Source organism: Bombilactobacillus thymidiniphilus (assembly GCF_023380245.1).
Taxonomy (GTDB): domain Bacteria; phylum Bacillota; class Bacilli; order Lactobacillales; family Lactobacillaceae; genus Bombilactobacillus; species Bombilactobacillus thymidiniphilus.
The window spans coordinates 196,347-222,740 of record NZ_CP093365.1; the positions used below are offsets into that span (position 1 = coordinate 196,347).

Annotated in this window: 29 protein-coding genes and 1 other annotated feature; of the genes, 4 read left to right on the forward strand and 25 right to left on the reverse strand. The window is 36.7% G+C overall.

The annotated features are described in order from the left end of the window. Window positions 1–58: 58 nt before the first annotated feature. The 6 genes from MOO47_RS01075 to MOO47_RS01100 all read right to left on the reverse strand — a co-directional run bounded on the left by MOO47_RS01075 (window position 59) and on the right by MOO47_RS01100 (window position 9,166). The gene (locus MOO47_RS01075; protein ID WP_249513011.1) at window positions 59–700 is read right to left on the reverse strand and encodes a JAB domain-containing protein; all 642 of its coding nucleotides are present in this window, start codon (window positions 698–700) and stop codon (window positions 59–61) included. A gap of 40 nt (window positions 701–740) precedes the next feature. After that, complete coding sequence (locus MOO47_RS01080; RefSeq protein ID WP_249513012.1) at window positions 741–2,006, reverse strand: bifunctional folylpolyglutamate synthase/dihydrofolate synthase; 1,266 nt, start codon at window positions 2,004–2,006, stop codon at window positions 741–743. A 63-nt stretch (window positions 2,007–2,069) separates the two neighbouring features. Then, on the reverse strand, window positions 2,070–4,709 hold the full coding sequence (locus MOO47_RS01085) for a valine--tRNA ligase (protein ID WP_249513506.1): 2,640 nt from the start codon (window positions 4,707–4,709) through the stop codon (window positions 2,070–2,072). Between the two features lie 43 nt (window positions 4,710–4,752). Beyond that, window positions 4,753–4,952: a binding site (T-box leader), on the reverse strand. Window positions 4,953–4,997: 45 nt separating this feature from the next. Next, the gene (thiI, locus tag MOO47_RS01090) at window positions 4,998–6,215 is read right to left on the reverse strand and encodes a tRNA uracil 4-sulfurtransferase ThiI (RefSeq protein WP_249513013.1); all 1,218 of its coding nucleotides are present in this window, start codon (window positions 6,213–6,215) and stop codon (window positions 4,998–5,000) included. Between the two features lie 10 nt (window positions 6,216–6,225). Next, the gene (locus MOO47_RS01095; RefSeq protein WP_249513014.1) at window positions 6,226–7,371 is read right to left on the reverse strand and encodes a cysteine desulfurase family protein; all 1,146 of its coding nucleotides are present in this window, start codon (window positions 7,369–7,371) and stop codon (window positions 6,226–6,228) included. A 97-nt stretch (window positions 7,372–7,468) separates the two neighbouring features. Further along, window positions 7,469–9,166: a septation ring formation regulator EzrA gene (locus tag MOO47_RS01100; RefSeq protein ID WP_249513015.1), complete on the reverse strand. Its 1,698-nt coding sequence runs from the start codon at window positions 9,164–9,166 to the stop codon at window positions 7,469–7,471. Between the two features lie 307 nt (window positions 9,167–9,473). Between MOO47_RS01100 and rpsD the strand changes: the two genes are divergently transcribed. The 4 genes from rpsD to MOO47_RS01120 all read left to right on the forward strand — a co-directional run bounded on the left by rpsD (window position 9,474) and on the right by MOO47_RS01120 (window position 12,217). Further along, on the forward strand, window positions 9,474–10,082 hold the full coding sequence (gene rpsD / locus MOO47_RS01105; protein ID WP_249513016.1) for a 30S ribosomal protein S4: 609 nt from the start codon (window positions 9,474–9,476) through the stop codon (window positions 10,080–10,082). 89 nt (window positions 10,083–10,171) lie between these two features. Beyond that, a complete protein-coding gene (locus MOO47_RS01110) occupies window positions 10,172–11,470 on the forward strand; it encodes a replication-associated recombination protein A (RefSeq protein WP_249513017.1) in 1,299 nt (432 codons plus the stop codon). Further along, a complete protein-coding gene (locus MOO47_RS01115) occupies window positions 11,457–11,738 on the forward strand; it encodes a hypothetical protein (protein WP_249513018.1) in 282 nt (93 codons plus the stop codon). Before MOO47_RS01110 ends, MOO47_RS01115 begins: the two co-directional genes overlap by 14 nt. 26 nt (window positions 11,739–11,764) lie before the next feature. Further along, window positions 11,765–12,217, forward strand: coding sequence for a universal stress protein (locus MOO47_RS01120; protein ID WP_249513019.1), 453 nt, complete (start codon window positions 11,765–11,767; stop codon window positions 12,215–12,217). A 62-nt stretch (window positions 12,218–12,279) separates the two neighbouring features. Here the strand turns inward: MOO47_RS01120 and MOO47_RS01125 are convergent, their stop codons facing one another. The 19 genes from MOO47_RS01125 to MOO47_RS01215 form a co-directional block, all read right to left on the reverse strand. Then, window positions 12,280–13,488, reverse strand: a complete 1,209-nt coding sequence (locus MOO47_RS01125) for an FtsW/RodA/SpoVE family cell cycle protein (RefSeq protein WP_249513020.1) — start codon at window positions 13,486–13,488, stop codon at window positions 12,280–12,282. 12 nt (window positions 13,489–13,500) lie between these two features. Then, the gene (locus MOO47_RS01130) at window positions 13,501–13,737 is read right to left on the reverse strand and encodes a DUF2969 family protein (RefSeq protein WP_249513021.1); all 237 of its coding nucleotides are present in this window, start codon (window positions 13,735–13,737) and stop codon (window positions 13,501–13,503) included. 17 nt (window positions 13,738–13,754) lie between these two features. Next, a complete protein-coding gene (gene yidD, locus MOO47_RS01135) occupies window positions 13,755–14,039 on the reverse strand; it encodes a membrane protein insertion efficiency factor YidD (RefSeq protein WP_249513022.1) in 285 nt (94 codons plus the stop codon). Next, window positions 14,039–14,209, reverse strand: coding sequence for a DNA-directed RNA polymerase subunit beta (locus tag MOO47_RS01140; protein ID WP_249513507.1), 171 nt, complete (start codon window positions 14,207–14,209; stop codon window positions 14,039–14,041). Before MOO47_RS01140 ends, yidD begins: the two co-directional genes overlap by 1 nt. A 15-nt stretch (window positions 14,210–14,224) precedes the next feature. Further along, a complete protein-coding gene (gene mreB, locus MOO47_RS01145) occupies window positions 14,225–15,220 on the reverse strand; it encodes a rod shape-determining protein (RefSeq protein ID WP_249513023.1) in 996 nt (331 codons plus the stop codon). A gap of 41 nt (window positions 15,221–15,261) precedes the next feature. After that, window positions 15,262–15,492, reverse strand: a complete 231-nt coding sequence (locus MOO47_RS01150) for a DUF1146 family protein (RefSeq protein ID WP_249513024.1) — start codon at window positions 15,490–15,492, stop codon at window positions 15,262–15,264. Window positions 15,493–15,591: 99 nt separating this feature from the next. Further along, a complete protein-coding gene (locus MOO47_RS01155) occupies window positions 15,592–16,020 on the reverse strand; it encodes a F0F1 ATP synthase subunit epsilon (protein WP_249513025.1) in 429 nt (142 codons plus the stop codon). An 11-nt stretch (window positions 16,021–16,031) separates the two neighbouring features. Next, window positions 16,032–17,486, reverse strand: coding sequence for a F0F1 ATP synthase subunit beta (gene atpD / locus MOO47_RS01160; protein ID WP_249513026.1), 1,455 nt, complete (start codon window positions 17,484–17,486; stop codon window positions 16,032–16,034). Between the two features lie 16 nt (window positions 17,487–17,502). Continuing rightward, entirely contained in the window at window positions 17,503–18,426 is a 924-nt protein-coding gene (locus tag MOO47_RS01165) for a F0F1 ATP synthase subunit gamma (RefSeq protein WP_249513027.1), read from the reverse strand. A gap of 15 nt (window positions 18,427–18,441) precedes the next feature. Then, window positions 18,442–19,965, reverse strand: coding sequence for a F0F1 ATP synthase subunit alpha (gene atpA, locus MOO47_RS01170; RefSeq protein ID WP_249513028.1), 1,524 nt, complete (start codon window positions 19,963–19,965; stop codon window positions 18,442–18,444). 20 nt (window positions 19,966–19,985) lie between these two features. Continuing rightward, window positions 19,986–20,531, reverse strand: coding sequence for an ATP synthase F1 subunit delta (gene atpH, locus MOO47_RS01175; protein ID WP_249513029.1), 546 nt, complete (start codon window positions 20,529–20,531; stop codon window positions 19,986–19,988). Further along, entirely contained in the window at window positions 20,518–21,039 is a 522-nt protein-coding gene (gene atpF / locus MOO47_RS01180; protein WP_249513030.1) for a F0F1 ATP synthase subunit B, read from the reverse strand. Before atpF ends, atpH begins: the two co-directional genes overlap by 14 nt. A gap of 39 nt (window positions 21,040–21,078) precedes the next feature. Next, entirely contained in the window at window positions 21,079–21,288 is a 210-nt protein-coding gene (gene atpE / locus MOO47_RS01185) for a F0F1 ATP synthase subunit C (RefSeq protein WP_249513031.1), read from the reverse strand. A gap of 18 nt (window positions 21,289–21,306) precedes the next feature. Continuing rightward, window positions 21,307–22,020 carry a F0F1 ATP synthase subunit A gene (gene atpB / locus MOO47_RS01190; RefSeq protein WP_249513032.1) on the reverse strand — a complete coding sequence of 238 codons (714 nt, stop codon included), beginning with the start codon at window positions 22,018–22,020 and terminating at the stop codon, window positions 21,307–21,309. Window positions 22,021–22,122: 102 nt separating this feature from the next. Then, complete coding sequence (upp, locus tag MOO47_RS01195; RefSeq protein WP_249513033.1) at window positions 22,123–22,752, reverse strand: uracil phosphoribosyltransferase; 630 nt, start codon at window positions 22,750–22,752, stop codon at window positions 22,123–22,125. Further along, window positions 22,752–23,780, reverse strand: coding sequence for an L-threonylcarbamoyladenylate synthase (locus MOO47_RS01200; protein ID WP_249513034.1), 1,029 nt, complete (start codon window positions 23,778–23,780; stop codon window positions 22,752–22,754). The genes upp and MOO47_RS01200 overlap by 1 nt, the downstream gene beginning before the upstream one ends. Before the next feature lie 5 nt (window positions 23,781–23,785). After that, a complete protein-coding gene (gene prmC, locus MOO47_RS01205) occupies window positions 23,786–24,625 on the reverse strand; it encodes a peptide chain release factor N(5)-glutamine methyltransferase (RefSeq protein ID WP_249513035.1) in 840 nt (279 codons plus the stop codon). Further along, complete coding sequence (gene prfA / locus MOO47_RS01210; protein ID WP_249513036.1) at window positions 24,603–25,700, reverse strand: peptide chain release factor 1; 1,098 nt, start codon at window positions 25,698–25,700, stop codon at window positions 24,603–24,605. The genes prmC and prfA overlap by 23 nt, the downstream gene beginning before the upstream one ends. Continuing rightward, on the reverse strand, window positions 25,693–26,295 hold the full coding sequence (locus MOO47_RS01215; protein WP_249513037.1) for a thymidine kinase: 603 nt from the start codon (window positions 26,293–26,295) through the stop codon (window positions 25,693–25,695). Before MOO47_RS01215 ends, prfA begins: the two co-directional genes overlap by 8 nt. Window positions 26,296–26,394 lie beyond the last annotated feature (99 nt).

Genomic DNA, 26,394 nt, shown 5'->3' on the forward strand with positions numbered 1-26,394 from the left:
ACAGTACTTAAACTTTCTTTTAAAGTATATCATACAAAAAATTAATTCAAAATATTTATTATAATAATCCATTTTGCGCATAACTAAAATAATCTCGTTGGCCGACAATTATATGATCATTTAATTTGATTTCAAATAAATTAGTGCAAGTTTGCAACCTTTGTGTAAATGTAACATCAGCATTAGAAGGTTTTAGCAAACCACTGGGATGATTATGCGCAATTAAAAGGCTAGTACACGGTAAAAGTAACGCTCGGCGAACAATATCTCGTGGTGCAACCATAGCTTTAGTTAACGTACCTTGAAAAATAATTTGTTCCCGTAATAAGCGTTGCTGGTTATCAAAAAACATACCTAAAAGTGTTTCTTGCTGACACATTCCTAATTTATCAATTAAATGTTGATAAATGAAGCGCAATTCATGAAATTTTTTAGTAGCTAATAATTGTTCTTTTTGCCATAAATAACTTAACTTGACAGCCGCTAAAAGACCACTGATTTGGTGATCATTCAATAACCCAATTTGCTGCAAATTAGGATAATCTAGCGCAGCTAAATCAGTAAAATTACTTGTTAACTTTTTTATTTTATCAATTATCTTTTGACGTATTTCCGTATTTAAAGTCATTGAACATAAAATATCATCTAATAACTTAGTACCAGTTGCATAGGAATTAAATTCATAATCTTGTACTTGCAATTTATCCACCTCAATAAATTAAAGTACGTAAAAATATTTTTTATTCCAAAAAATTTAGTATTTCACCTGCAAAGTGTAAGGACCCACAAATCACTAATATACTTTCTCCATCTAGAGATTGCAATGCTTGTGCAAAAGCCACTTGCCAAGGCGTAACCAAATTTACTGATGAATCATAATCCGAATTTTTTGCTCCTCTAGCTTCGCTTAAACTAGTCACAATTAATTCCTGTGCAAAACTGCGTAACAACTTTAAGATTGTTTTACGATCTTTATCAACCATTGCTGCATACAAAACAACTACTCGCCGATTTTTCGCCAATGGTTGTAAATTAGCAACTAATGCTTTGATTGCAGGTTCATTGTGTGCTCCATCGACAACAATTAATGGATCAGTTGCTAATAATTGCAAACGAGCAGGTAGTCCTGGCAATTGAGCAACTTGATGAACTACTTTAGTGTTCAGGTGATTTTCTTGCAACAAACTAAATGCTTCTAAAGCTATCGCAAAGTCTAATAGTTGCGTATGTGCCCAAGAATTAAAAGTAATATTACGGAATTGATAGTTTTTATTATGCCAAGTAAACTTCAATTTTCTACCATGTACAGGCTTAATATTTCCCAAGAAATAATCTTCATCAAAAAAGTAAGCTGGTGCGGTTAATTTAGCAGCTTCTTGCTTTAAAAAAGTTTTAATTGGTGTGTCGACTTGCCCTACAACAACCGGACGATTAGACTTTATAACTCCAGCTTTTTCATTAGCAATATCTAAAAGTGTTGGTCCAATTAAATCAACATGGTCTAAACCAACGTTGGTAATAATCGATAATTCTGGGGTGAAAACATTTGTTTTATCATGTTGTCCTCCGATACCCACTTCAATAATGCCGTAATCTACATTTTCTTGTACACAAAATAAGAACATCATCACTACTAAAAATTCAAATTCTACCAAACAAAAACTGGAATCTTGCGTTTTAATTTGCTGTACGACGGTGATTACTTGCTTTGCCAAAGACACAATTTGTTCATCGCTAATTTCTTGACCGTCAAGCAAAAAACGCTCATTAAACTTTTGCACATATGGCGAAGCAAAAGTTGCCACATGTGCACCATTTTTCACCAATAACTGCGTTAAATAATAGCCAGTCGTTCCTTTACCATTGGTCCCAGTAATATGAACTAACTTTGCCTTATTTTGTGGGTCATCTAAAGCAGTCAGTACTTTTTTTACATAAAATAAACTATTATCTGCATGTAAATGTGGTAAATGATGGATATATTGTAAAGTTTCTTGATAATTCACAATATCACTCCTTTATTTAATAAAACTGCAGTGAATAGTCACTACAGTTTAAAAGTCATGTTTTTAAGCATTTTTCAATTCAATAATCCGTTGTTCAATACTTTGCTGGCGAGCTTGATATTCCGCCAACTTAGTTTTTTGCTTAGCTACCAATTCTGCCGGTGCGTTCTTTACAAAACCAGCATTATTAAGTTTGTTATTTACAAAATCAATATCTTTTTGCAATTTATTTAATTCTTTTTCTTGTCGCTTAACTTCTTCATCTAAATCTATTAATTCTGACAAAGGCATATAAACTTCTGCATTATCAACAACTTGCGTCATAGCTAATTTTGGAGCTACCAAATCCAATTGCATTACTAAATCTTTCGGATGACCTAAACGATTTAGGTATTCCTGATTATTTTGCAAAATAGTTAGCATCTCTTGATTTTTAGGTCGAATTAAAATATCCACTGGACTAGATAAGGGTGCATTGGCTTCCGAACGAATTTGACGAATAGCTTTGATCGTTTGAATTAAAGCTGTCATTTGTTTAACAGCTTTCTCATCCTCTAATTCCAAATTAACTGTAGGATATTCAGCAGTTACTAAAGATTCTCCGCTATGAGGCATGGTTAGCCAAATTTTTTCAGTAACAAAAGGCATAATTGGGTGCAATAATCGTAAAATCTGATCCAAAACATAAACTAAAACAGTCCGCTTATTATTCTTAGATTGCTCATCATCACCGGTCAAAGTGGCTTTACTTAATTCAATATACCAATCACAAAATTCATCCCAGATAAAGTTATACAATAAACGACCAACTTCACCAAATTCATATTTTTCAAATAGTTGCAATACTTTAGCAATCGTAGTATTTAACCGTGCCAAGATCCACTTATCAGCCAAATCTAAATTATCTTGCGGGAAAGTTGTAGGGGCTTTAACATCTTCCAGATTCATAATTACAAAACGACTAGCATTCCAAATCTTGTTGATGAAGTTCCAAGCGGCCCCGACCTTTTCGTAACTAAAGCGCGTATCTTGCCCTGGAGCTGATCCAGTTACTAAAAACCAGCGTAAAGCATCTACACCATATTTATCAATTACATCCATTGGATCAATTCCGTTCCCCAGCGATTTACTCATTTTGCGACCTTGTTCATCTCGCATTAAGCCATGCAAAATTACATCTTTGAAAGGTCTTTGTCCAGTAAATTCCAAACCTTGGAAAATCATCCTAGCAACCCAGAAAAAGATAATATCATAACCTGTAACTAATGCATTCGTAGGAAAATAACGTTTAAAGTCAGGATTTTCTTCATCAGGCCAACCTAATGTCGAAAAAGGCCACAAAGCACTGGAAAACCAAGTATCTAACACATCAGGATCCTGTTCCCAATTTTGTTCATCCTCTGGAGCTTGTTCACCAACGTACATTTCACCAGTTTGTTTATTATACCAAGCTGGAATCCGATGTCCCCACCATAATTGCCGTGAAATAACCCAATCATGAACATCATTCATCCATTGTTCAAAGGTATGTTCAAAACGTGTGGGCACAAAATTAACCTTGTCAGCAGTTTGCTGATTTTTCAAAGTCATTTCAGCTAAAGGTTGCATTTTGACAAACCATTGCGTCGACAAACGTGGCTCAACTTGCGCTCCAGAACGTTCCGAATGACCAACACTATGTGTAATCGGATCAGCTGATAACAAATAACCTTGTTCTTTTAAATCTGCTACAATTTTCTTTCGTGCTACAAAACGATCTAATCCTTGATAAATACCAGCATTTTCATTCATAGTACCATCAGCATTCATAACATTTAATCGTGCTAAATTGTGACGATTACCGACTTTAAAATCGTTAGGATCATGCGCTGGCGTAATTTTGACCATCCCAGTTCCAAACTCTGGATCAACATAATGATCTTCAATAATCGGTATTTTACGATCAAATAGTGGCAAAATAACTTCTTTACCAACTAAATCTTGATAACGCTCATCACCCGGATGTATTGCGATCGCCACATCTCCGGGCATTGTTTCAGGACGCGTCGTAGCAATTTCGATATCACCTGAACCATCAGCTAGCGGATAACGTACGTGGTAAAAAGCACCTTGATCATCTTGATGCTCTACTTCAATATCTGACAAAGCTGTTTGCAACTCTGGATCCCAGTTAATAATATATTCACCACGATAAATCAAGCCTTTGTTATACAATTGAACAAAAACCTTCCGAACCGCTTTAGATAAGCCTTCATCTAATGTAAAACGTTCGCGCGAATAATCTAAAGAAAGACCCATTTTTGCCCATTGTGACCGAATAATTTGTGCATAATCTTCTTTCCATTTCCAAACTTCTGCTTCAAATCTTGTACGACCTAAATCAAAACGAGTCTTATTTTCTGCTCGTAGTTTGGCTTCAACCTTTGCTTGTGTGGCAATTCCAGCATGATCCATTCCTGGCAAGTACAGAGTATCAAAACCTTGCATACGCTTTTCTCGAATTAAAATATCCTGAATTGTCGTATCCCAAGCATGTCCTAAATGCAATTTTCCCGTCACATTAGGTGGTGGAATAACAATTGCGTAGGGTTTAGCATTTTGGTCACCACTTGGTTTAAATAAACCAGCATCAACCCATTCTTGATAACGTCCCGCTTCAACTTCAATGTGATTATATTTTGTATCCATTGTTGTCGCACTCATTTGATCACTTACTTTCTTCAAAATAAAAAACGCCCTAATTCATGATTAGGACGAATGTGGGCATACGCGGTACCACCTAAATTAGAGTAATGCTACTCCAGCTCAATCGGTAACGGTTTCCCGGTCATTAAATAACTTAACGACAGCTCCCAAGCTACTACTATTAAATATTTTGACTAACTCTCAGCACCTTAGTCTTTCTGTAAAAAGTTCCTTAATAGCTCTCTTGTTCAACGCTTAATTATTACTTCATATCATAGAAAAAATATTCGTTGCCGTCAACTAAAATCACAGTAAAGAACTAATTTGTTCGTCAACAGGCGCTAGATAACTATCAAAAGGAGTAATATTTGTGACTTCAATTTCCTTTAAAGCTCGCTCCATTAAACCAGCCACATCTAACTGGGCTTCAAATTGTTGCGCCTTGTCCACTCTCGGCTTGGTTTTAGGTCGCGGTGGCGCAAAAATCGTACAGCAATCTTCAAAGGGTTTAATTGATAAATCAAAAGTATCAATTTTCTCGGCAATTTTAATAATATCCGTTTTATCCATTGTCGCTACAGGGCGCAAAATTGGTGTCGTGGTCACATCATTGATAGCCACCATACTTTCTAAAGTCTGTGAAGCTACTTGACCAACCGCTTCCCCATTAAAAATAGCTAAAGCTTGCCGTTGTTGCCTAATAGCATCTGTTAAGCGTAGCATGAAACGACGTTGGATAGTCATTAAATAGCCTTCGGGCACATTTTGTTTGATTGTTTCTTGAATTTCGGTAAAAGGAACTTGGATAAATTGGATATTTCCCGCATATTTAGCTAATTTAACAGTTAAATCCTTTGCCTTTTGCAAAGCATGCTCGCTAGTATAAGGGGGACTATAAAAATGAACCATTTCAATATCCACCCCCCGCTTCATTGCTAAATATCCAGCAACCGGCGAGTCAATGCCCCCTGATAACATTAGTTCAGCTTTGCCAGCTGTGCCCACTGGCAATCCACCGGCACCTTTAAAAGTTTTACTGGATAAATAAGCTCCATCTTGCCGTATTTCAACTTGAATTTTAATATCAGGCTGGCGCATTTCTGCTTGAATATCCGGAATATTATCACTGACATAATCGCCTACAGCTAAATTGATTTGATTAGTGTCATATTCAAACTGGTGATCAGCCCGCTTAGTAGTAATTTTAAAAGTTTTTCCCGGTTGATACTGTTCCAAAACTAACTGGAAAGCCAATTCCTTAATAGCTGTCAAATCTTTATCAATGCGAATACTTGGCGAAAAATTTTGAATTCCAAAAATAACTTTTAAATGATTCATAATTGTAGTAGCATCTGTACCATTTAAAATGATATGCATACGATCGCGTTTTGGATGGATTCGTAAATCTGGATATTTATATAAAACTTTCTCAACATTACCGTGTAGGCGATCAATGAAATTCCGCCGATTTTTGCCTTTCGTCGATAATTCACCGTAGCGCACCATTATTTCTGTATATTCCATACCAAACTCCTTAATTTAAAACTTGAAAATGCTGGTAAATCTTATCTAAAGTTGCTATAAATTCTTGCATTTCTTCAACTGTATTAGTTTCATCTAAACTGACTCGAATTGCACTTGTAGCAATTTTATCAGGTACATGCATTGCTTTGAGCGTAATGGATTTAGTGCCCTTCTTAGATGAACAAGCACTAGTTGTGGATAAATAAATATCATATTGCTCAAAAGCGTGTACGATAGTTTCACCACGCACACCATTAATAGCAAAACATACAATATGGGGTGCAAAATCGGGCGTTTCTTGAGAAAAAATAGCCACATTTGCTAAAGTTTTTAAATGTTGTAATAACATATGCCGCAATTCTTGTTGTTGCTGTGCCTTGTTTATTTCATCGGTCGTAGCTACTCTGAGCGCCTTTGCCATGGCAACAATGGCAGGCACATTTTCTGTGCTACTGCGCCAGTTATTTTCTTGCCCACCGCCATTAATTAAAGGTGCAATCTTACGTCCTTGCTTAGCATAAATAAAACCAACACCCCGAGGAGCATGAAATTTATGACCTGAAAAAGTCATAAAATCAATCCGTGGATCAAAGATCTGCTCACCTAGGTTCTTGCCAATTGCCTGCACAGCATCAACATGGAAATGGATATTTGGATAATTTTGCAAAATAGTAGCAATTTGTTGCAATGGCTGAATAGCCCCAACTTCATTATTAACAGCCATAATAGACACCAAAATAGTATCCGGACGAATAGCTTCCTTAACGTCCATTGGATTGATATGTCCTGTCTTATCAACAGGCAAGTAAGTTACTTCAAAACCTAGTTTTTCTAATTGCTGCAAAGAATTCGTTACTGCAGGATGTTCAATACTAGAAGTAACGATATGCTTGCCAAAAGTACTTTTTTCCAGTGCTGTACCTTTCAAAACCCAATTATCACCTTCTGAACCACTACTGGTAAAATAAATCTCTTCTGGGCGACAATGTAAAATAGTGGCAATCTGGTTACGTGCTGACTCCAAAATTTGATCAGCTTTATCGCCTAACCGATGTAAGCTAGAGGGGTTGCCCCAAAATTCTTGACTAACCTTATCATAAGTTTCTAAAACCGCCGGGGTAATTTTAGTTGTTGCACTGTTATCAAAATATATCATTTCCACACTCCAACATAATATTGTAACTGATTAATCGGCTTTCAAAAAGTCAACTACTCAATATTTTCAATTAAAAAACTCCCCCAAGGAGAGTTTTTTAAACTGGTGTTTCTTGATCCGTTATATAAAGTTGCTTAATACGCTCTACCGCACCAGGTTCCACTTGCTCTAAAGCATGCTCAATTGTAGCCAGCGCCTTAGCATAATCAAATTGCTGATCAAACAAAGCCTGCGTTTGCTCAATAGCCTTTTCCATAGCAGGAACAGTTTCCAAATAACGGTTTGAATACTGCAATAATTGCGTTGTTAATACGATATCATTAATTAATTGCTCCACAAGTGATTCCAAATTATTTAAAGCTTCATTGGTTGTTGCTACTTGCTTAGTCAACTCTTCTACGTTCAACGGATTACTATTTATCAACGTATGAACTCGTTTAATATTTGCTTCTGCAATTTGATAACTTTTTAGATAACTCTTAGGCAACCCTTTCAAACGCATGGCAGTTACTCGATGTTTAATTTGATCTAATTTCATGGTCAGATCATTGAAACTATTTTGAGCAACTTTTTCGCCTTCTACCAACCCATTTAAACTATTGTCAATTTTAACTTGTTCTTGTTCAATATTTTGTAATTGTTGATTTAGCTGTTGAAAGCTATGCAAAACATCTGAGTAAACAGCGACATTATTACGAATGGTCTTTAATTGTTTTTGATATTGTTGATTAATCTCTTGTAATTTGTGTTCAAAAGAATTAACTAGCTGACGATCATACTCATTTAAAGCAAACTGCTTGCTCAAACGCTCCATTCGCTGTCTCAAAAAGCGATTTTGATGATTTGCATGATTTATAAAATCATTCAAAATCAACTGATTTTTTTGTACTTTTTTCTTAGCACGCCATTCTTTGGCTACACGTTCATACAAATAATCAATTTGTTCAGCAATTTGCTTTTCTAATTTGTCAAACTGTTCAAAATCTAACGCCACTAAACTTTTATTTAAGTCTAACAACTGCGGCTGAAGCTTAACTAAAACCTCACTTAGTTGAGGATCTGGAAAATGAATTCCTGCACCACGCATCTTTTTATTGGCAACTTGTAATTCAGCAACTTGTGCCTGAAAATCAACTTGTAAACGCTGTTCTACTGATTGCAATAGGTCTTGATACTCTTTTAAATCATCTGTCAACTTTTGTAAAGCTTGTTGAGCAGCCAGTGCATCCCCATTATTGATTAATATAATAATACGATCAAAGTTATCATTTATTTCGTTTAAAGCTGCCTGTAAACTAACTTTCACGGCGCCTAATTTGTCAGCAGAATTGACTAGAAACTGTTGATTTTTCTCTACTTTACCTTGCAATTCATGCAAACGTACTTGATTTTGTTGGATGCTTGTAAATAACGACTTTAAGCCTACAGTTGCTTGTTCTAAATTTTGTAAGCATTGCGCAACTTGTTCTTGCAATTGCTGTAATTTTTTATGTGCCGACCAAATTTTAAAACTAGAATTACTTTCTGAAGCTGTTATTAAAGAGGTTTGTAATTGTGGCACTAAATCGCGTTTAATCTGTTGATACTGCTTGCAATCTTGCTCGAATCTAGCCAAGCTAGCACCTGCTAGTTTCATATTCGAAACTTGTTGAATCGTACTATCAAAATTAATCTGATTTAATTGATCTAGTTCAGATGTTATTTGATCGATCGCTTTGAGGTTTTTTTGATAAAAATAAAATATTCCTAAAATTATAGCAATGATAACTATAATTAGAACAATAATAATTGCCACAATTCACACTCCTCAACTTCAAAAATATAATTCAAATTAGATTATAGCAAATAAATGTATTATTAGTCGGAAAAACAGTAAAATTTATTTAGTTTCATTGACTTAAATCATAAAAATCGCTAAAATAGCAAGCGTGTAAAATAATTGCAGCGTTGAGTGACAGGCTCGGGCAACAGTTTATAGCAGATAGTGTTCAATTGTGTAACCTGCGGCTGCAAGGGGTGAAGATTGTAATATAAACTGTCCAAATGTTGAACTCAAGAATTAATTATTTTACTCCAACAAATTTATTGGAGGATTTATTTATATGCGTTATACAGGTCCAACATGGAAAAAATCACGTCGTTTAGGTATTTCTTTATCTGGTACAGGTAAAGAATTGGCTCGTCGGCCGTATGCTCCTGGACAACATGGTCCTAACAATCGGAGTAAGTTGTCTGAATATGGTACTCAACTACAAGAAAAGCAAAAATTACGTTTGATGTATGGTTTAAATGAACGTCAATTCCGTAATGCCTTCTTGAAAGCCGGTAAGATTCGTCAAGGTAAACATGGTGAAAACTTTATGATCTTATTGGAAACACGTTTAGATAACATCGTTTATCGCTTAGGTTTGGCTACCACTCGTGCTCAAGCACGTCAATTAGTTAACCATGGTCATATCACTGTTGATGGAAAACGCGTTGATATTCCTTCTTACAGTGTTAAACCTGGTCAAACAATTTCTTTGCGTGAACGTTCTAAGAATTTGCAAGTTGTCAAAGATTCTTTGGAAGCTAATGTTGCTCGCTTATCATTTGTAGAATTTGACGATAACAAACTTGAAGGGCAATTAATCCGTTTACCACAACGTGATGAATTAGCACCTGAAATTGATGAATCATTAGTTGTTGAATTTTACAACCAAATTCTTTAACATCTTCACCAACAAAAGGCAACCCTTTGGTTGCTTTTTTATTTTAGCCAATTATTATAGTTAGTATAATAAGAAAGGTAATAAATCTCATGCAAGAACCTTTAGCTTTTCGGATGCGTCCTAAATCTATTGCTGAAATAGTCGGTCAACAGCATCTGGTGGGACCTAATAAAATTATTGCGCGCATGGTCAAAGCTAAGATGCTTTCATCAATGATCTTGTACGGTCCCCCTGGTACAGGTAAAACTAGTATTGCTAGTGCTATTGCCGGCAGTACCAAATATGCTTTTCGCCAGTTAAATGCTTCGATTGACTCTAAAAAACAATTACAAATTGTTGCTGAAGAAGCTAAAATGAGCGGGACTGTTGTTTTATTGTTAGATGAAATCCATCGCCTAGATAAAGCTAAACAAGATTTTCTGCTACCTTTATTAGAGAGTGGACAAATTATTTTGGTAGGCGCTACAACAGAAAATCCATATATGTCAATTAACCCAGCGATCCGCAGCCGTACCCAAATTTTTGAAGTTTATCCTCTACAACCGGCTGACATCAAAAAAGCTCTGCAACAAGCTCTTACTAATGAAAAAAGAGGACTTGGCAAATATCATGTTAATTTAGCTGAGGATGCCCTAACTTTTCTAGCCACAACAACTAGTGGAGATTTGCGCAGTGCTTTAAACGGTCTAGAATTGGCTGTTAAATCCACATCACCTGATGAAACGGGCACAATCAAAATCAGCTTAGCTACTGTGGAAGAATCTTTGCAGCAAAAACGCCTAGTCGCCGACAAAGATGGCGATAGCCATTATGACACTATTTCTGCTTTCCAAAAATCAATTCGTGGCAGTGATACTGACGCTGCTTTACATTATTTGGCACGTCTTTTAGTCGCCGGCGATTTAAAAACCGTTATTCGGCGTTTATTAATTTGTGCCTATGAAGATATAGGTTTAGCTAACCCAACAGCTTGTCAACATGCCGTTTTAGCTTGCCAGGTAGCGGAAAAAGTCGGTTTACCTGAAGCGCGAATTCCTTTAGCTGATGCTATTATTGAATTATGCTTGAGTCCCAAATCGAATTCGGGGATTACAGCCATTGATGCTGCTTTAAAAGATGTCAATAGTGGTCATAGTGGTCAAATTCCTGCTAAATTAAAAGATGCCCACTATCAAGGTGCCAAAGCTTTAAGACATGGCCTTGATTATCGTTATCCTCATGATTACGATAACGACTGGGTTGCCCAGCAGTATCTCCCCGATCAATTATTGGGAATTCACTATTATCAACCTAAAACCAACAGCAAATATGAAATTGGTCTCAAACAGACTTATGAGCAATTAAGTAAATTGCAAAATACCAAAAATAACGAGGATGCCAATGGTTAAAATACTCATTTTATTTTTTATTGCTGTATTAATAAGTTTAAGTATTTTTTTGCTCAAAACAATTCCAAATCCTTTTATCCAAGTGGACCAGCAAAAACTGACAGCCTTGCAGCATTTACTAAAAACTACGGCGTGGTTGCTTATAGTCACTGCAATATTAGGGATAGTTATCTTGCTCTTAGCACCATTAACGTGGAATTTAATAACATTAGTCGTCGGTAGCTTAATTACAGGGGGATTTGCACTAACACTAGCTCAATTAAGTTAATGTATAGATTAATTTAGGGGGAAATAATGACTCAACCATATCAAAATATTTTAGTGGCTGTTGATGGTTCTTACGCTGCCGAAGTAGCTTTTAACAAAGCTTTGAAGATTGCTCATAATAATCAAGCACATTTGCATATTGTTCAAGTTCTCGACACAAGATCTTTTCAGCAAGTATCTAGTTTTGATTCACAAAAGGTTCAACAAGTCACTGATAAAAGCAAACAAAATCTGGATGAATATCAAAAAACAGCTTTGCAACGAGGAATTAAACATGTAAGTGCTACTTTAAAATATGGTGCACCTAAAACTACAATTGCCTTAACTTACCCTAAAGAATGTAATATTGATCTAATCATTGTTGGTGCAACAGGGTTGAATGCTGTGGAGCGCTTGCTTATAGGTTCAGTAACTGAGTTCACCATCCAACATGCTGCGTGTGATGTTATGGTTGTTCGTACTAAATTAAGTGATGAGTAAGTAAGGAATTAAAAAAGCATACAATAACTCAAAATAGAGTTATCGTATGCTTTTTTAGCAAATTATTGAAAATCATTGCCACTAAACATATAACTTTTATAGTGATAGCGCATCGACATGATCATTCCAACACCAATCATATTAGCCAAGAGCGACGATCCACCTTGCGAGATAAATGGCAGCGGAATTCCCGTCATTGGTAATAAACCAATGCTCATCCCAATATTTTCAAAAACATGGAACAAAATCATCATGATAATGCCGGTGGACACATAAGCATAAAATTCATTACGAGTATCAAAAGTCACTTTAATCATCTGTGAAATCAACATAAAATACACGATAATTAAAAAACAAGAACCAATGAAACCGAAATTTTCAGCAATAACGGAAAAAATCATATCTGATTCACGAACGGGAACATAAACATTAGAATGATTAAATCCCTTACCAAATAACTTACCAGAACCAATTGCCTTCAAGTTTTGCCATAGTTGATAACTATTATTAGAAGTATCTCGCGAAGGATCCAACCAAGAATCAATTCGCTCAAACTGATAGGCATGAAAGCCAATATGACTTAAAACTTCACGTCCGCCATCCGTTGCCACTAGAGATATTGCTAATGTCCCCAATAAAACAACAATCAAACATAAACTGACTAAGATTCGCCAATCAATACCTGAAACCAACATAACACCAGCTAAAATAGCTAAAAACACCAGCATTGTCCCAAAGTCTTTTTGTAATAACATCAAAACAACCACAGGCAAAGACCACAAAATCATCCGACTAATCAAAATTCGATCACTGCTCAAAGTATGATGTCGGTATTCATGATTATGCGTGGTAACTACCCGACCAAGCATTAAAATAAATGCTGGTTTCATGATTTCCGAAGGCTGAAAAGACAGCGGTCCTAAGGCAAACCAACTCTTTGCCCCAGTCTTAATAGCATAATCACGACTATAAAAAAAGAGTACAGCAATCAAAAGCGCTATCCCAAACCAATAGGCATATGGAGCAATATTCCAAAGTTGCTGGGTATCAAAATGCATAATAATAATCACGCCAATTGCGCCCACTACGTACCACGCCAACTGCGAAATCACAGCATGCCAAGGTCCAACTGATCGCAAATCATGTGAAGCAGCTACATAAATGGAAACTAAACCGATTAAGGCTAATAACATTACCGAAAAAATAACTCCATAATCAATACGAGAATTTTCATCTTTATTTTGATTACTTCTCTTATTTGCTACGTTCATTCAATTAAACTCCTAGTGTAGGTGCAGATTAAAAGTCATCAAAGCGCTATTAACAGCTTCTTCTAAACTGGAAACCGTATTTTTGGTAGCATTCACATCATCTACCAAGACAACTTCAAAATGTTTGGTATCAAGTTGTTTAATGTTAGCGATAACCTGCTCTTGATATTTAAGATTAACAACCAACTGCCAAGAATTACTATCTTTTTCTAATAGATCAATGTTAAATTTTCGTTCTTTTGTTTTCATAAAGTCCTCTTAATTGTTTATGGATGAAACTTACGTGCTATAATATCATCTTCATAATTCTCAGGGTGCTTATTACGCAAAACAGTAAAATTATCTGGCACCGGATCAACACCACCGCGCACAAAAGGGTTACACCGCAAAATACGGCTACACCCCATTATTGTTCCCTTCAACCAACCATGCTTTTTTAAAGCATCAATCATATAAGTCGAACAAGTTGGATAATAACGACAACTAGGTGGCAACCCTGGAGAAATGTATTTTTGATAGCCACGCACTAACTTAATAAATAAAAACTTCATTAACTTGCAAATTTAATAATATGTGACCAAGTACTGGGCAATAGTGGTGTTAACAAATTGCCACCGCCCATGACAGAACCAATCATCATACCAATAATAAATAAAATCAAAAAAGCAATAATTATTTTAAAAATATTTTTTAGTAACTTATTACCATAGGAACCGTTCATCAAAGTCTACCTTCACTAACGCTTTTGTTGTTTATTAACATCCATTTGATCCAATAAAATAGCCGTTCCTTTGGCTACAGTATCTAAAGGATCTTCAGCAATTATTACTGGCACTTGAAGTTCACGGGCAAATAAACGATCAACTCCGTTCACTAAAGCACCACCACCAGTTAACATGATGCCATGATCAATAATATCCGCTGATAATTCTGGAGCTGTTTGTTCCAACACTTTCTTAGCGCGATCAATAATTGTATACATAATATCACGTAAAGCTACTTCTGTGTCAACCGCTGAAATAGTCACCGCCGTTGGTAAGCCTGTTTGCATATCACGACCACGAATTTGCATTTGTTCATTAGGATCAGGCTCAAATACAGTACCTATTTGTTTTTTAATTTCTTCTGAAGTACTTTCACCAATAATAATATTATACTGATCTTTTACGTAATTTCTAATGGCTGTACTCATCTTATCACCGGCCAAGCGCAACGAACTACTGGTTGCAATATCACCCATTGATAAAATAGCAATATCACTGGTACCACCACCAATATCAATAACCATGTTCCCTTGGGGTTTAAAAATATCCATTCCCGCGCCTACTGCAGCAACTTTAGGTTCTAATTCCAAATAAACATCCTTACCACCGACTTGTTGAGCAGCTTCAATAATTGCTTTTTGTTCAATTGCCGTAATATTTGTAGGACAACAAATCATAATCCGAGCCTTAGAAAACATTTTACCAGTATTTATTTTCTTGATGAAATATTCTAGCATCTTTTCTGTCACATCAAAGTCTGCAATCACACCATCTTTTAAAGGACGAATAGCTGTAATATTTTCTGGTGTACGCCCCACCATCTTATAAGCTTCCTCACCGACAGCTACTACTTGATGATCATCCGTGTTAATTGCTACAACGGAAGGTTCATTGACTACAATCCCTTCACCCTTGACATTAATTAAAACATTGGCTGTTCCCAAATCAATTCCAATCGATCTTACCATACTCATCCTCCACACCCAGCATATCTGTACAATTTAATTACCTAAAACATAAAAATCAAGTTTTGAAATGATTGCAAAATATTAATAAAACACGAACTTACTGTATAGCCAATAGTAACAGCCAGCAAAACAATTAATACCTTGCTCCAATTATTGGCTCTATTATGAAAAAATTTATTCCAATCTAAAGTTTGTACCGCCAAAAAGGCCATCCAAATAAAAAATAAATGACTACAAATTATCAAAATACTTTGAAAACCTAGCTGCTTCACTAAAATTCCCCTTCATGTCATATTAATATAATTATACTACCATTACTAATACAAAAAGTGGCAGGAATATAAAATATTCCTGCCGCTTTTATAAAAATACTAACGATGTCCCGAAACATTAATCCGATTAATAGCTCGTGCTAAAGCCACTTGTGCACGTTTAGTTTCATTAGCATCATGCTCAGTTTGGGCATGTTCTAAGCGTTCTTGCGCCTTCTGTCTAGCATAACGCGCTCGACGCAAATCAATATCACGCGCTCTTTCAGCACTATTAGCAACAATGCTAGCCACATTATCGGTAAATTCTAGATAACCACCATTAACTGCAATAGCGTCTTCGTGATTCTCATCATCAGCTCTTAAAACTCGCACTTCAGCAATCTTAAGTGTAGCAATAATTGGTATGTGATTAGGTAAAATCCCTAAATCGCCATCACTAGCACGTACTATTAACCTTTTACCATGATGATGGTATACAATTCCTTCAGGAGTAATAATATCAACTGTTAGAATATGATCGTCAGCCATCAAACTCCCCCTTAATTAACCGCAGCAGTAGAATCACTGTCGGAGTCAGCTACGGAGGAAGAAGCTTGGTAACCCATTTGTTCAGCTTTTTTCAAAACATCTTCAATTGGACCAACACTCCGAAAAGCATCTTCGGGAACATCATCATACTTACCATCTAAAATACCCTTAAATCCCTTAATTGTGTCAGCAATTGGCACATAAGAACCAGGTTGACCTGTAAATTGCTCTGCAACATGGAAGTTTTGAGATAAGAAGAATTGAATACGCCGAGCACGTGCTACAATTTGTTTTTCTTCATCAGATAATTCATCCATACCCAAAATGGAAATAATATCTTGTAATTCATGATAACGTTGCAAAACATGTTGGACTTCCGTCGCTACTTCATAATGCTCATTACCAACAATATCCGGTGACAAAGCACTAGAAGTAGAAGCCAATGGATCAACGGCTGGATAAATACCTTGCTGGGTTAAACTACGCTCCAGATTAGTTGTTGCATCCAAATGTGCAAACTCAGTAGCCGGAGCTGGATCAGTATAATCATCAGCAGGAACATAAACAGCTTGAATTGAAGTAATCGAACCTTTCTTAGTAGAAGTAATTCGCTCTTGCAATTGACCCATTTCAGTTGCTAGAGTCGGCTGATAACCAACAGCTGATGGCATTCGACCTAATAAAGCCGAAACTTCTGATCCGGCTTGTGTAAATCGGAAGATATTGTCAATAAATAACAAGACATCCTGTCCTTCAACATCCCGAAAGTATTCAGCCATCGTAACACCAGTTAAAGCTACACGCATTCGTACGCCGGGAGATTCATTCATTTGACCAAAAACCATAGCAGTTTTTGCTAGAACACCTGAATCTTTCATTTCATAATACAAGTCGTTACCTTCACGTGTTCTTTCACCAACACCTGTAAAGACTGAAATACCATTGTGCTCTTGAGCAATATTATGAATTAATTCTTGAATGAGCACCGTTTTACCAACACCGGCACCACCAAAAAGTCCAACTTTACCACCGCGTAAATAAGGTGCCAAAAGATCAATAACCTTAATACCTGTTTCTAAAACTTCAGACGTCGTATTTAAATCCTCATATTTAGGGGCTTGTCGGTGAATACTAGCTTTTTGCACATCAGCTGCTAAGGGTTCGCCATTATCAATGACTTCTCCCAGCACATTAAAAACTCTTCCTAGCGTGACATCACCTACAGGAACTGAAATTGGATAACCACTGTCTACAACAGTAGCTCCTCGTTGCAAACCATCAGTACCAGACATTGCAATAGTACGCATAACTCCATCGCCTAATTCCAAGGAAACCTCTAAAACAATCACTTGACCTTGGTGATTATGCACAGTCAATGAATTATTAATATCTGGCAAAGTTCCATCTAAAGGGAACTCAACGTCAACCACTGGACCAATTACTTGAACCACTTTACCTTGACTCATGAAAGTAACACCTTCTTTATTCTAATGCTGAAGCACCACTGATAATTTCAGTGATTTCAGTTGTGATTTGTGCTTGCCGAGCACGATTATATTGTAATGATAAAGTAGAAATCAGATCATCTGCGTTATCGGTTGCCGTCTTCATCGCTGTCATTGAAGCAGCATGCTCAGCAGTTTTAGCATCCATAATGGAACCAAAAACTACACTTTCAATATATTGTGGCACAATTTTTTCTAAGACTTGATCTACTGACGGATCTGCAATATATTCTTGTGTCGTATGCGGATTATCCAGATCATTTTTATTAGCCACTAATTGGGAAATTGGCAACAAACGATCTGCCACAAAATTAGAAGTTAAAGAATTGATGTGATGGTTGTGACACATATATAACTCATCATAAGCACCCGCATCAAACAATTCTACACAAGTTTTAACTAATTTAGCGATAGCTTCAAAAGTAGGAATATCATCTACTCCACGATATTCATAAGCTACGTTATAGCCGCGATTTTTGAAAAAGTCCGCACCAGTTCCACCGATCGCAATAATCGTAAATTGCGAACGATCATCGTGATGATTTTTTTGCAACAAATCCAAAAGTGCCTTCAAGACAACTGAATTATAGCTACCTACCAAACCTCGATCTGAGGTTACCACCATATAAGCCGTTTTCTTGATCGGACGTACTTTTAAAAGATTATCTAGTGAGAGTTCACCAGCATTATGGGAACCACTTTGATATTGTTTTAAAATTTTACTAGCTACCAAATGACCCATGGTAGTCTTAACTTTGTCTTCATAAATTTGGTAAGCATTGGATTTTTTTTCAATCCGCGACAGCTTAGAACCAGATACCATCTGCATTGCATGCGTAATTTGACCAGTTTTTTTAGTTGAAGCAATTCGCCGCTTAATCTCCATTAAAGATTGTGCCATGATTCAACCTCCTAACTATTGCGCCTGCTTTTTCAACGATGTAGTAAAACCATCAGTAAAATCAGAAACTGCTTGCTGTAATTTTTGTTCATCAGGTAAATTACCAGTTTGCTTAATTTCTTTCAATAAGTCAGCATGATTACTATCAAAATAATCAAATAATTGATTTTGATAAGCGGCAACTTGCTCTAATGGAACATTATCAATAAAACCATTCGTCAAAGAATAAAAAATAACAACTTGCTTTTCTACCGGAATAGGATCATGCAGTGGCTGCTTCAAAATTTCAATTGTAACTTTCCCACGATTCAACTTGGCCTGTGTAGCTTCATCCAAATCCGAGCCAAACTGGGCAAAAGAAGCCAACTCATTATAGGAAGCAATATCCAGGCGTAAAGTACCGACAACTTTTTTCATCGCCTTAATTTGCGCATCACCACCGACACGCGATACAGAAGTACCAGCATCAACAGCTGGTCGATTTCCCGCATAAAACATATCACTCTGTAGGAAAATCTGACCATCAGTAATCGAAATAACATTAGTTGGAATATAAGCCGAAATATCGCCAGCTTGTGTTTCAATAATCGGCAATGCTGTCATCGAACCACCACCAAGTTCATCGTTTAACTTAGCTGCTCTCTCCAATAAACGAGAATGCAAATAAAAAACATCACCAGGGTAAGCTTCACGCCCAGGTGGACGACGTAACAACAAAGATATTTCACGATAAGCAGCTGCTTGTTTGCTCAAATCATCATAAACAATCAAAACATGCTTGCCGTTATACATAAATTCTTCACCCATCGCTGCACCCGCATAAGGTGCAATATATAGCAATGGCGCTGGTTCACTAGGGCCAGCTTCAACCACGATAGTATAGTCCATGGCACCTAATTTACGCAGTGTTTCTACTTGCGCTCTGATGGTCGATTCTTTTTGACCGATGGCAACATAAATACAGATCATATTTTGATCTTTTTGGTTCAAAATAGTATCAATGGCAACGGATGTCTTACCAGTTTTACGATCACCGATAATCAGCTCTCTTTGTCCACGCCCAATCGGCACCAGAGAATCAATTGCTTTTAAACCAGTTTGTAATGGTTCAGATACTGATTGTCTGGCCATTACTCCTGGGGCAGGAAATTCAATGGGACGTGTTTTATCAGTGTCTAATTTACCTAAACCATCAACTGGTTGCCCTAGCGGATTAACCACGCGACCAATCAAAGCTTCACCAACTGGCACTTCCATAATCTTTTTAGTACGTTTTACTTTGTCGCCTTCACGAATATCGTCATATTTACCCAAAATAATGATCCCAACATCATTGGTCTCCAAATTTTGGGCAATACCGAAAGAACCATTAGTGAACTCCAGTAATTCGTTAGACATCACGTTATCTAAACCGTGCGCACGAGCAATACCATCACCGATGTAAGTTACCGTTCCAATTTCTGCAACTGACAAATCATCGTGATAATTATCCAACTGCGCTTTAATCAAAGAGCTAATCTCTTCAGACTTGATGCTCACTAATATCACCTCTATTTATATTAGTCTTGCAATAAAACTCGACTAATTTGTTGCAATTTTTTTTGAACACTGCCGTCAATAATCACATTATTAAATTGAATAATTAAGCCACCTAAAATTTCAGGTACAACCTGGATTTGCAAACTGACTTGTTGTAAATTAAAGCGTTTTTTGAGAGCTTGCTTTAATGCTTGTTGTTGCTCATTACTCAAGGCTAATGCCGTTTGAACTTTCACATGACCAACACCAGATTTTTTATCATACAGTACAGTATAAGCATGCATAATAGCCGTAAAATCTTCTAATCTGCGATAATCAAATAGCATTTGTAAAAAGTTTTGCATCAATGAACTGGCATTTTTCTTTATTAAATCTAAAATTGCTTGTTTATCGCTAAGTGCCAATTCATTACTAGTTAAGACAACCCCTAAATTAGGAATTTCTTGATAAACTTGACTTATACCTACTAATTCTTGTAAGATATCTTCTTGTTGTTTATTTTTGCTTGCTACTTCAAATAAAGCACGGGCATAGCGCTGCCCTACTTCTAAATTACTCAGCTTCATGACTTGACTTCAACTCCTTAATATATGAGTCAATCAAATCTTTTTGATCTTCTGACGACAATTCCCGACCAATAACTTTGGACGCAATATTCAAAGACAATTCGGCAACATCATTTTGAACAGATTTCATCGCATCTGCCTTGGCTTGTTTGGCATCTTCTCGTGCCTTTTTTTGAATATCTTGCGCTTGGTCATGGGCTTTGGACACAATTGAATCACGCTGCTGATTACCAGCTTCTTTAGCATTAGCAACGATTTGCACTGCTTCTGCTTGTGAATTATTTAATGCCTCTTCACGTTTTTGTTTCAAATCAGAAGCTTTCTTGCGTTCCTGATCAGCATAATCTAAATCACCAGTAATTTTGTCTGCCCGTTGATTCATCATTTTAGTTATTGGACCCCAAGCGAAATGTTTCACTAACAAAACTAAAATAATGAACGAAACCAAAACAAATAGTGTGTCACCCAAGGATGAAGATTGCGCCGTCAACAATAATGCGGGTTGCATAAACACTCATCCCTTTCTCTTCAACAACTTGTATTATTTTTAAAAAACTAAGATAAGTGCAATAATAATCGCAATAATAGGAACAGCTTCAATCAAACCAACACCGATAAACATCAAAGACTGTAATTTACTACTCATTTCTGGCTGGCGAGCAATACTTTCAATTGTCTTAGAAATAACATGACCATTACCATAAGAAGCAGCTAAAGCAGCTAAACCAGCTGCAATTCCGGCACCAATTTCTTTCATTATAAGACGACCTCCAAATTATTCACTTTCAATTTTGTGTGAGATATAAACACTCGACAATGTTACAAAAACATAAGCTTGAATTGCACCGATGAAAACAGAAAATCCTTGCCAAATTATACTCAATGGCATTGCACCCACAAAGGTCAACCAACCATGGGAGGCTGCTACTTGCATAATTAAACTTAATAACACTTCACCAGCAAAAATATTGCCGTAGAGTCGCAATGATAATGTTAAAAAGTTAGTAAACTCTTCCAGCAAATTGATTGGAAACAAAAAGCCAACTGGTTTAATATAAGTTCCCAAATAACCTTTCAGGCCTAACTTTTGAACACCATAGTAATGTGACAAAACTAGAGCAATAAGACCTAGACTCATAGCAACAATGGGATCGGCTGTGGGCGATTTCACAAAGGTTTTGCCACCAATAGCAACTTGTAAAATAAGACCCAGCTGATTTGAGACAAAGATAAAAGCAAACATCACAAATACATATAACATAATTGGACTAGCTTCTCTTTTCTCAGGAATCGCATTTTTAACAATGCCATTAGTGAAATCAACTATCCATTCTAATAGATTTTGCGCTTTTCCTGGTCGCAAAGAAATTTTCCGAGACAGAAAAAAGAATAAACCAAAAACTATTAAGACTGTAATTATAGTTGATAAACAATTAGCAACGTTAAAAGTCAACCCATAGAACGAAATATATTGGTAGGATTCATTCAACTGGCACCACTCCTTTCCGCAATTATTTTAGCGTTTGATTTAATTCAAACATAAGGCTAGGGTACCACCATCAAACCATAATTTCAAAGTAAATTATTAAAATTATTTTGTGCCAAACAAGCGATCGCCAGCATCACCCAAACCAGGGAAGATATAACCATTTTCATTGATTTTTTCATCTAGTGAGGCAGCATAAATATCAACATCGGGGTGAGCTTCTTGTACACTCTTGACACCCTCTGGGGCTGCCACTAAGACTACTAAACGCATTTTCTTAGCACCGCGTTTTTTCAAAGCTTCAATAGCCATATTTGCTGAACCACCGGTTGCAAGCATCGGATCAACAATAAATAATTCACGTTGATCAATATCTGATGGCAATTTGACAAAATATTCATGCGGTTTTAACGTTTTTTCATCACGATACATCCCAATATGTCCCACTTTGGCTGCCGGAATCAAACGCAATACCCCATCAACCATGCCTAATCCGGCGCGTAAAATCGGAATAACTGCCAATTTTTTGCCCGTTAAAGTTTTTTGCGTAGATTTGCCCATCGGAGTAGTTACTTCCACATCTTCTAATGGCAGATCGCGCGTCATTTCATAAACCATCAATTCTGCAATTTCGTTAGCAACTTCTCGGAAAACACGGGTTCCAGTTCTTTCGTTACGAATAATAGTTAACTTGTGCTGTATTAAGGGATGATTTAAAACTGTAAATTTAGACATTATTGTTCCTCCAATTTAAAATGCTGCTGACCAGCTGCTTTATTTAAGCGATTCATATAGGCTTTGCCCAATTCTAAATCGCTGGTACCTTGTGCCAAAATATATTCAATGCTGCTATCCATATCAAAACGGCGCAAACCAGCAAACAAGCGCTTACTAGCAGATACAACCGAATCGCCTAATGAAAAGGTGGGTAAATTTGAACTTAAATTGAGGTTATTCAAAACATCATCAGTTGCCATTACCGCAAAAGATGTTTTCTTATCTTGCAACTGCTTTATTGCTGTTAAAAAATCTTCTTTTCGATCAATCACTACAACCTGGGCATTAGGAGCGTAATGCTTATATTTCATTCCCGGAGCCTTAGGGATTTCATCATTTTGAACTTGATGATGACTATCTTGAACTTGTCCGATGACTGCTTGAATTTGTTCCCTAGTTAAAGCCCCAGGACGCAAAATCGTTGGTATTGAACTAGTCAAATCTAAAACGGTTGATTCTAAACCAACTAGCGTCGGTCCATCATCCACAATACCCGCTATTTTGCCATTTAAATCATGATAAACATGCATTGCTTCAGTCGGGCTGGGTTTACCTGAGGTATTAGCAGAAGGACCTACTAAAGGACGATTAAGCTGTGTAATTAACTGCAAAGTCAACGCATTATCCGGCATCCGAAAAGCAGCAGTTTTTAATCCACCGGTAACAGTTGTTGATAACTTTTGATCCTGGATCGGCAAAATAATTGTCAATGGACCAGGCCAAAAGGCTTGCATTAATTTTTGTGCTAAAGATCGCCAATTCAAATCAGCATAATTCCAAACCATTTCTGGATCATTCACATGAACAATCAGTGGATTATCACTGGGGCGTCCCTTAGCAACATACACTTGCTTGACCGCCAATTCATTAGTAGCATCAGCCCCTAAACCGTAAACAGTTTCCGTGGGAAAAGCGACAAGTTGCCCATTAGCTAAAAGTTCACTAGCTGTCGTTAAGTCATTTCGTGTAAAAATTTCAGTTTTCAATTGTCTCACCTCTTTCTTTGAATACGCATAAAGCGTGGATTGTTAGCAACATCGCGGAAAAATTCAGCTTGAAAACCAGTTGCTAGATCATGAAACATTTTACTAATTTTAGCTTGTTGTTGGAAGCCAAATTCCAAATAAATTTTGCCATCAGGTTTTAAAAAATGTTCCATAGTTTTAAAAATACGCTGATAGAACGCTAAGCCATCTTGTGAGGCAAATAAAGCTTTTTGTGGTTCGTATTTTAAAACAGATTGATCCATGATATTTTTTTCTTGCTCACTGATGTAAGGCGGATTAAAAACAATAACATCAAATTGTTCAGTAGCCACTGGAGCAAACAAATCACCTTGGCGCAATACAATATTTTGTTGATAATGACGAACATTTTCTTGTGCCACTCGCAAAGCACCTGTGGAAATATCAGTGGCTACAATACGGTTATATTCATGCTCTAAAGCTAATGTTAAAACCAAAGCTCCTGATCCAGTGCCTAATTCCAGTAGATCACCATGCACATTATCACGCAAAATCTGAGCAATCATTGCTTCACTGTCTTGACGCGGAATCAAAGTGTGTTCATTTACTTGAAATTGACGTCCATAAAACCACGCTTTACCTAAAATATATTGTGGTGGCTGACCTGTTGTAGCAATTTCAATATAGTGTTGATATTGTTGCCATTGTTGCTCGGGCATTTCACTTTGTTGACGCAAACTTAATTGTGTCGGTGTCCAGCCCAACATTTCAATCAACAAATAACGTGCAATATCAGGATCTTGCTGTGCTTTTTTCAGCACTAAAAAAGCCCAATTTAGGGCATTAGTATAACTTAGTTTCGCCATTTTGGATCTGCTCCAATTTAGCAGTTTGATCGGACAAAATTAAAGCATCAATAATTTCATCCAATTGACCACTGATAATCCGATCTAATTGATTAATTGACAAACCGATCCGATGATCTGTCACCCGATTTTGAGGATAATTATAAGTCCGAATTCGTTCCGAACGATCGCCAGTACCAACAGCAGATTTACGTTCAGCGTCATATTCACTTTGATTTTGCGACTCATAATAGTCATAAACCCGCGTCCGCAAAATTTGCATTGCTTTTTCCCGATTCTGCTGTTGCGAACGCTGATCTTGCATAGCAACCACGATGCCTGTAGGCAAATGGGTCATCCGCACCGCTGAAGAAGTCTTGTTAATGTGTTGACCACCAGCACCAGAAGCACGATAAACATCAACTCGAATATCTTTAGGGTCTAATTCTAAATCTACTTCATCATATTCTGGCATAACAGCAACTGTGGCAGTAGAAGTATGCACACGTCCAGCTGATTCTGTTGATGGAATACGTTGCACGCGATGAGCACCATTTTCAAATTTCAATTTAGAATAAACATTACTACCACTAATCATGACAGCTACTTCTTTAAAACCACCGACTTCAGTTTTAGTTTCATCAATAATTTCAAAATGCCAACCTTGACTATCAGCATACCGCTCATACATATTCAATAAGTTACCAGCAAATAAACTAGCTTCGTCACCACCAGCTGCGCCACGAATTTCCATGATGATATTTTTATCGTCATTGGGGTCCTTAGGGATCATTAAAACTTTAATTTGTTGCTCTACTTGTGCTAGTTGCGGTTCTAATTGCTCTAATTCTTCCTTGGCTAAATCAATTAAATCTGCGTCATTACTATCACTGAGCAATTCTTTATTGTCTGCAATATCATTTTTTAACTGCTGATATTGATGAAAGGCTGTCACAATGGCACTTAAATCAGCTGCTTCTTTAGAAATTTTTAAATAGCGTTGCGTGTCATTAATCACTTCAGGATCACTCATCAACTCTTGAAGTTCTTCGTAATGTTCCACTAAACCTTCTAATTGATCAAAAATTTTATCCATTAGCATCATCACTTTCTAACTGTTTTAATGGTGGGTTGAAATAGTCTTTACGACAAACAGGGTAATACGCATCATGCCCGTCATCAATCTGAATTTGTGAACCACCATAATTAGGTTGCCCATGGCTAACCCGTAAGTTCATTGTAGCTTTTTTAGAACAAAACCAACAAATAGTTTTCATTTCTTCAATTTTATCAGCAAACAATAACATGGCTTCCGATCCCGGAAAAAGCTGATTGCGGGAGTCATTTTTCAAACCAAAGCCCATGACCGGGATCTCTAACTCATCGACTACGTGGGCTAATTGTTGCACTTGCTGGTTGCTTAAAAATTGTACCTCATCTACTAAAACACAGTCTACTTGAGGATCAGTAGCGTCTACTACTGCAAATAAATCATCCTTATCATCAATAGCCACAGCAGCACGCTCTAAGCCAATGCGACTAGCGATTTTACCTACACCACTACGAGTGTCTAACTTACTAGTTAGCAGCAAAACATGTTTTCCTTGCTCTTCATAATTATGAGCAACTTTAATAACTTCAATGGATTTACCAGCATTCATGGCTCCATATCGAAAAAATAGCTGTGCCATTGTTAGAGTACCTCTTTGTCTAAATATTCACTGCTTTCCATTATACCTAATTAACTTTAAAGTTCCATCAATAAATTTGCACAATAAAAATTCCTGCCT

Bases quoted from the DNA above. Each gene is read 5' to 3' on its own strand.
- MOO47_RS01085 (WP_249513506.1), bottom strand. From the start codon at position 4,709: ATGAGTGCGACAACAATGGATACAAAATATAATCACATTGAAGTTGAA.
- thiI (WP_249513013.1), bottom strand. From the start codon at position 6,215: ATGGAATATACAGAAATAATGGTGCGCTACGGTGAATTATCGACGAAA.
- MOO47_RS01095 (WP_249513014.1), bottom strand. From the start codon at position 7,371: ATGATATATTTTGATAACAGTGCAACAACTAAAATTACCCCGGCGGTT.
- rpsD (WP_249513016.1), top strand. From the start codon at position 9,474: ATGCGTTATACAGGTCCAACATGGAAAAAATCACGTCGTTTAGGTATT.
- MOO47_RS01110 (WP_249513017.1), top strand. From the start codon at position 10,172: ATGCAAGAACCTTTAGCTTTTCGGATGCGTCCTAAATCTATTGCTGAA.
- MOO47_RS01115 (WP_249513018.1), top strand. From the start codon at position 11,457: ATGCCAATGGTTAAAATACTCATTTTATTTTTTATTGCTGTATTAATA.
- MOO47_RS01120 (WP_249513019.1), top strand. From the start codon at position 11,765: ATGACTCAACCATATCAAAATATTTTAGTGGCTGTTGATGGTTCTTAC.
- MOO47_RS01125 (WP_249513020.1), bottom strand. From the start codon at position 13,488: ATGAACGTAGCAAATAAGAGAAGTAATCAAAATAAAGATGAAAATTCT.
- MOO47_RS01130 (WP_249513021.1), bottom strand. From the start codon at position 13,737: ATGAAAACAAAAGAACGAAAATTTAACATTGATCTATTAGAAAAAGAT.
- yidD (WP_249513022.1), bottom strand. From the start codon at position 14,039: ATGAAGTTTTTATTTATTAAGTTAGTGCGTGGCTATCAAAAATACATT.
- MOO47_RS01140 (WP_249513507.1), bottom strand. From the start codon at position 14,209: ATGAACGGTTCCTATGGTAATAAGTTACTAAAAAATATTTTTAAAATA.
- mreB (WP_249513023.1), bottom strand. From the start codon at position 15,220: ATGGTAAGATCGATTGGAATTGATTTGGGAACAGCCAATGTTTTAATT.
- MOO47_RS01155 (WP_249513025.1), bottom strand. From the start codon at position 16,020: ATGGCTGACGATCATATTCTAACAGTTGATATTATTACTCCTGAAGGA.
- atpD (WP_249513026.1), bottom strand. From the start codon at position 17,486: ATGAGTCAAGGTAAAGTGGTTCAAGTAATTGGTCCAGTGGTTGACGTT.
- MOO47_RS01165 (WP_249513027.1), bottom strand. From the start codon at position 18,426: ATGGCACAATCTTTAATGGAGATTAAGCGGCGAATTGCTTCAACTAAA.
- atpH (WP_249513029.1), bottom strand. From the start codon at position 20,531: ATGAAGCTGAGTAATTTAGAAGTAGGGCAGCGCTATGCCCGTGCTTTA.
- atpF (WP_249513030.1), bottom strand. From the start codon at position 21,039: ATGCAACCCGCATTATTGTTGACGGCGCAATCTTCATCCTTGGGTGAC.
- atpE (WP_249513031.1), bottom strand. From the start codon at position 21,288: ATGAAAGAAATTGGTGCCGGAATTGCAGCTGGTTTAGCTGCTTTAGCT.
- upp (WP_249513033.1), bottom strand. From the start codon at position 22,752: ATGTCTAAATTTACAGTTTTAAATCATCCCTTAATACAGCACAAGTTA.
- prmC (WP_249513035.1), bottom strand. From the start codon at position 24,625: ATGGCGAAACTAAGTTATACTAATGCCCTAAATTGGGCTTTTTTAGTG.
- prfA (WP_249513036.1), bottom strand. From the start codon at position 25,700: ATGGATAAAATTTTTGATCAATTAGAAGGTTTAGTGGAACATTACGAA.
- MOO47_RS01215 (WP_249513037.1), bottom strand. From the start codon at position 26,295: ATGGCACAGCTATTTTTTCGATATGGAGCCATGAATGCTGGTAAATCC.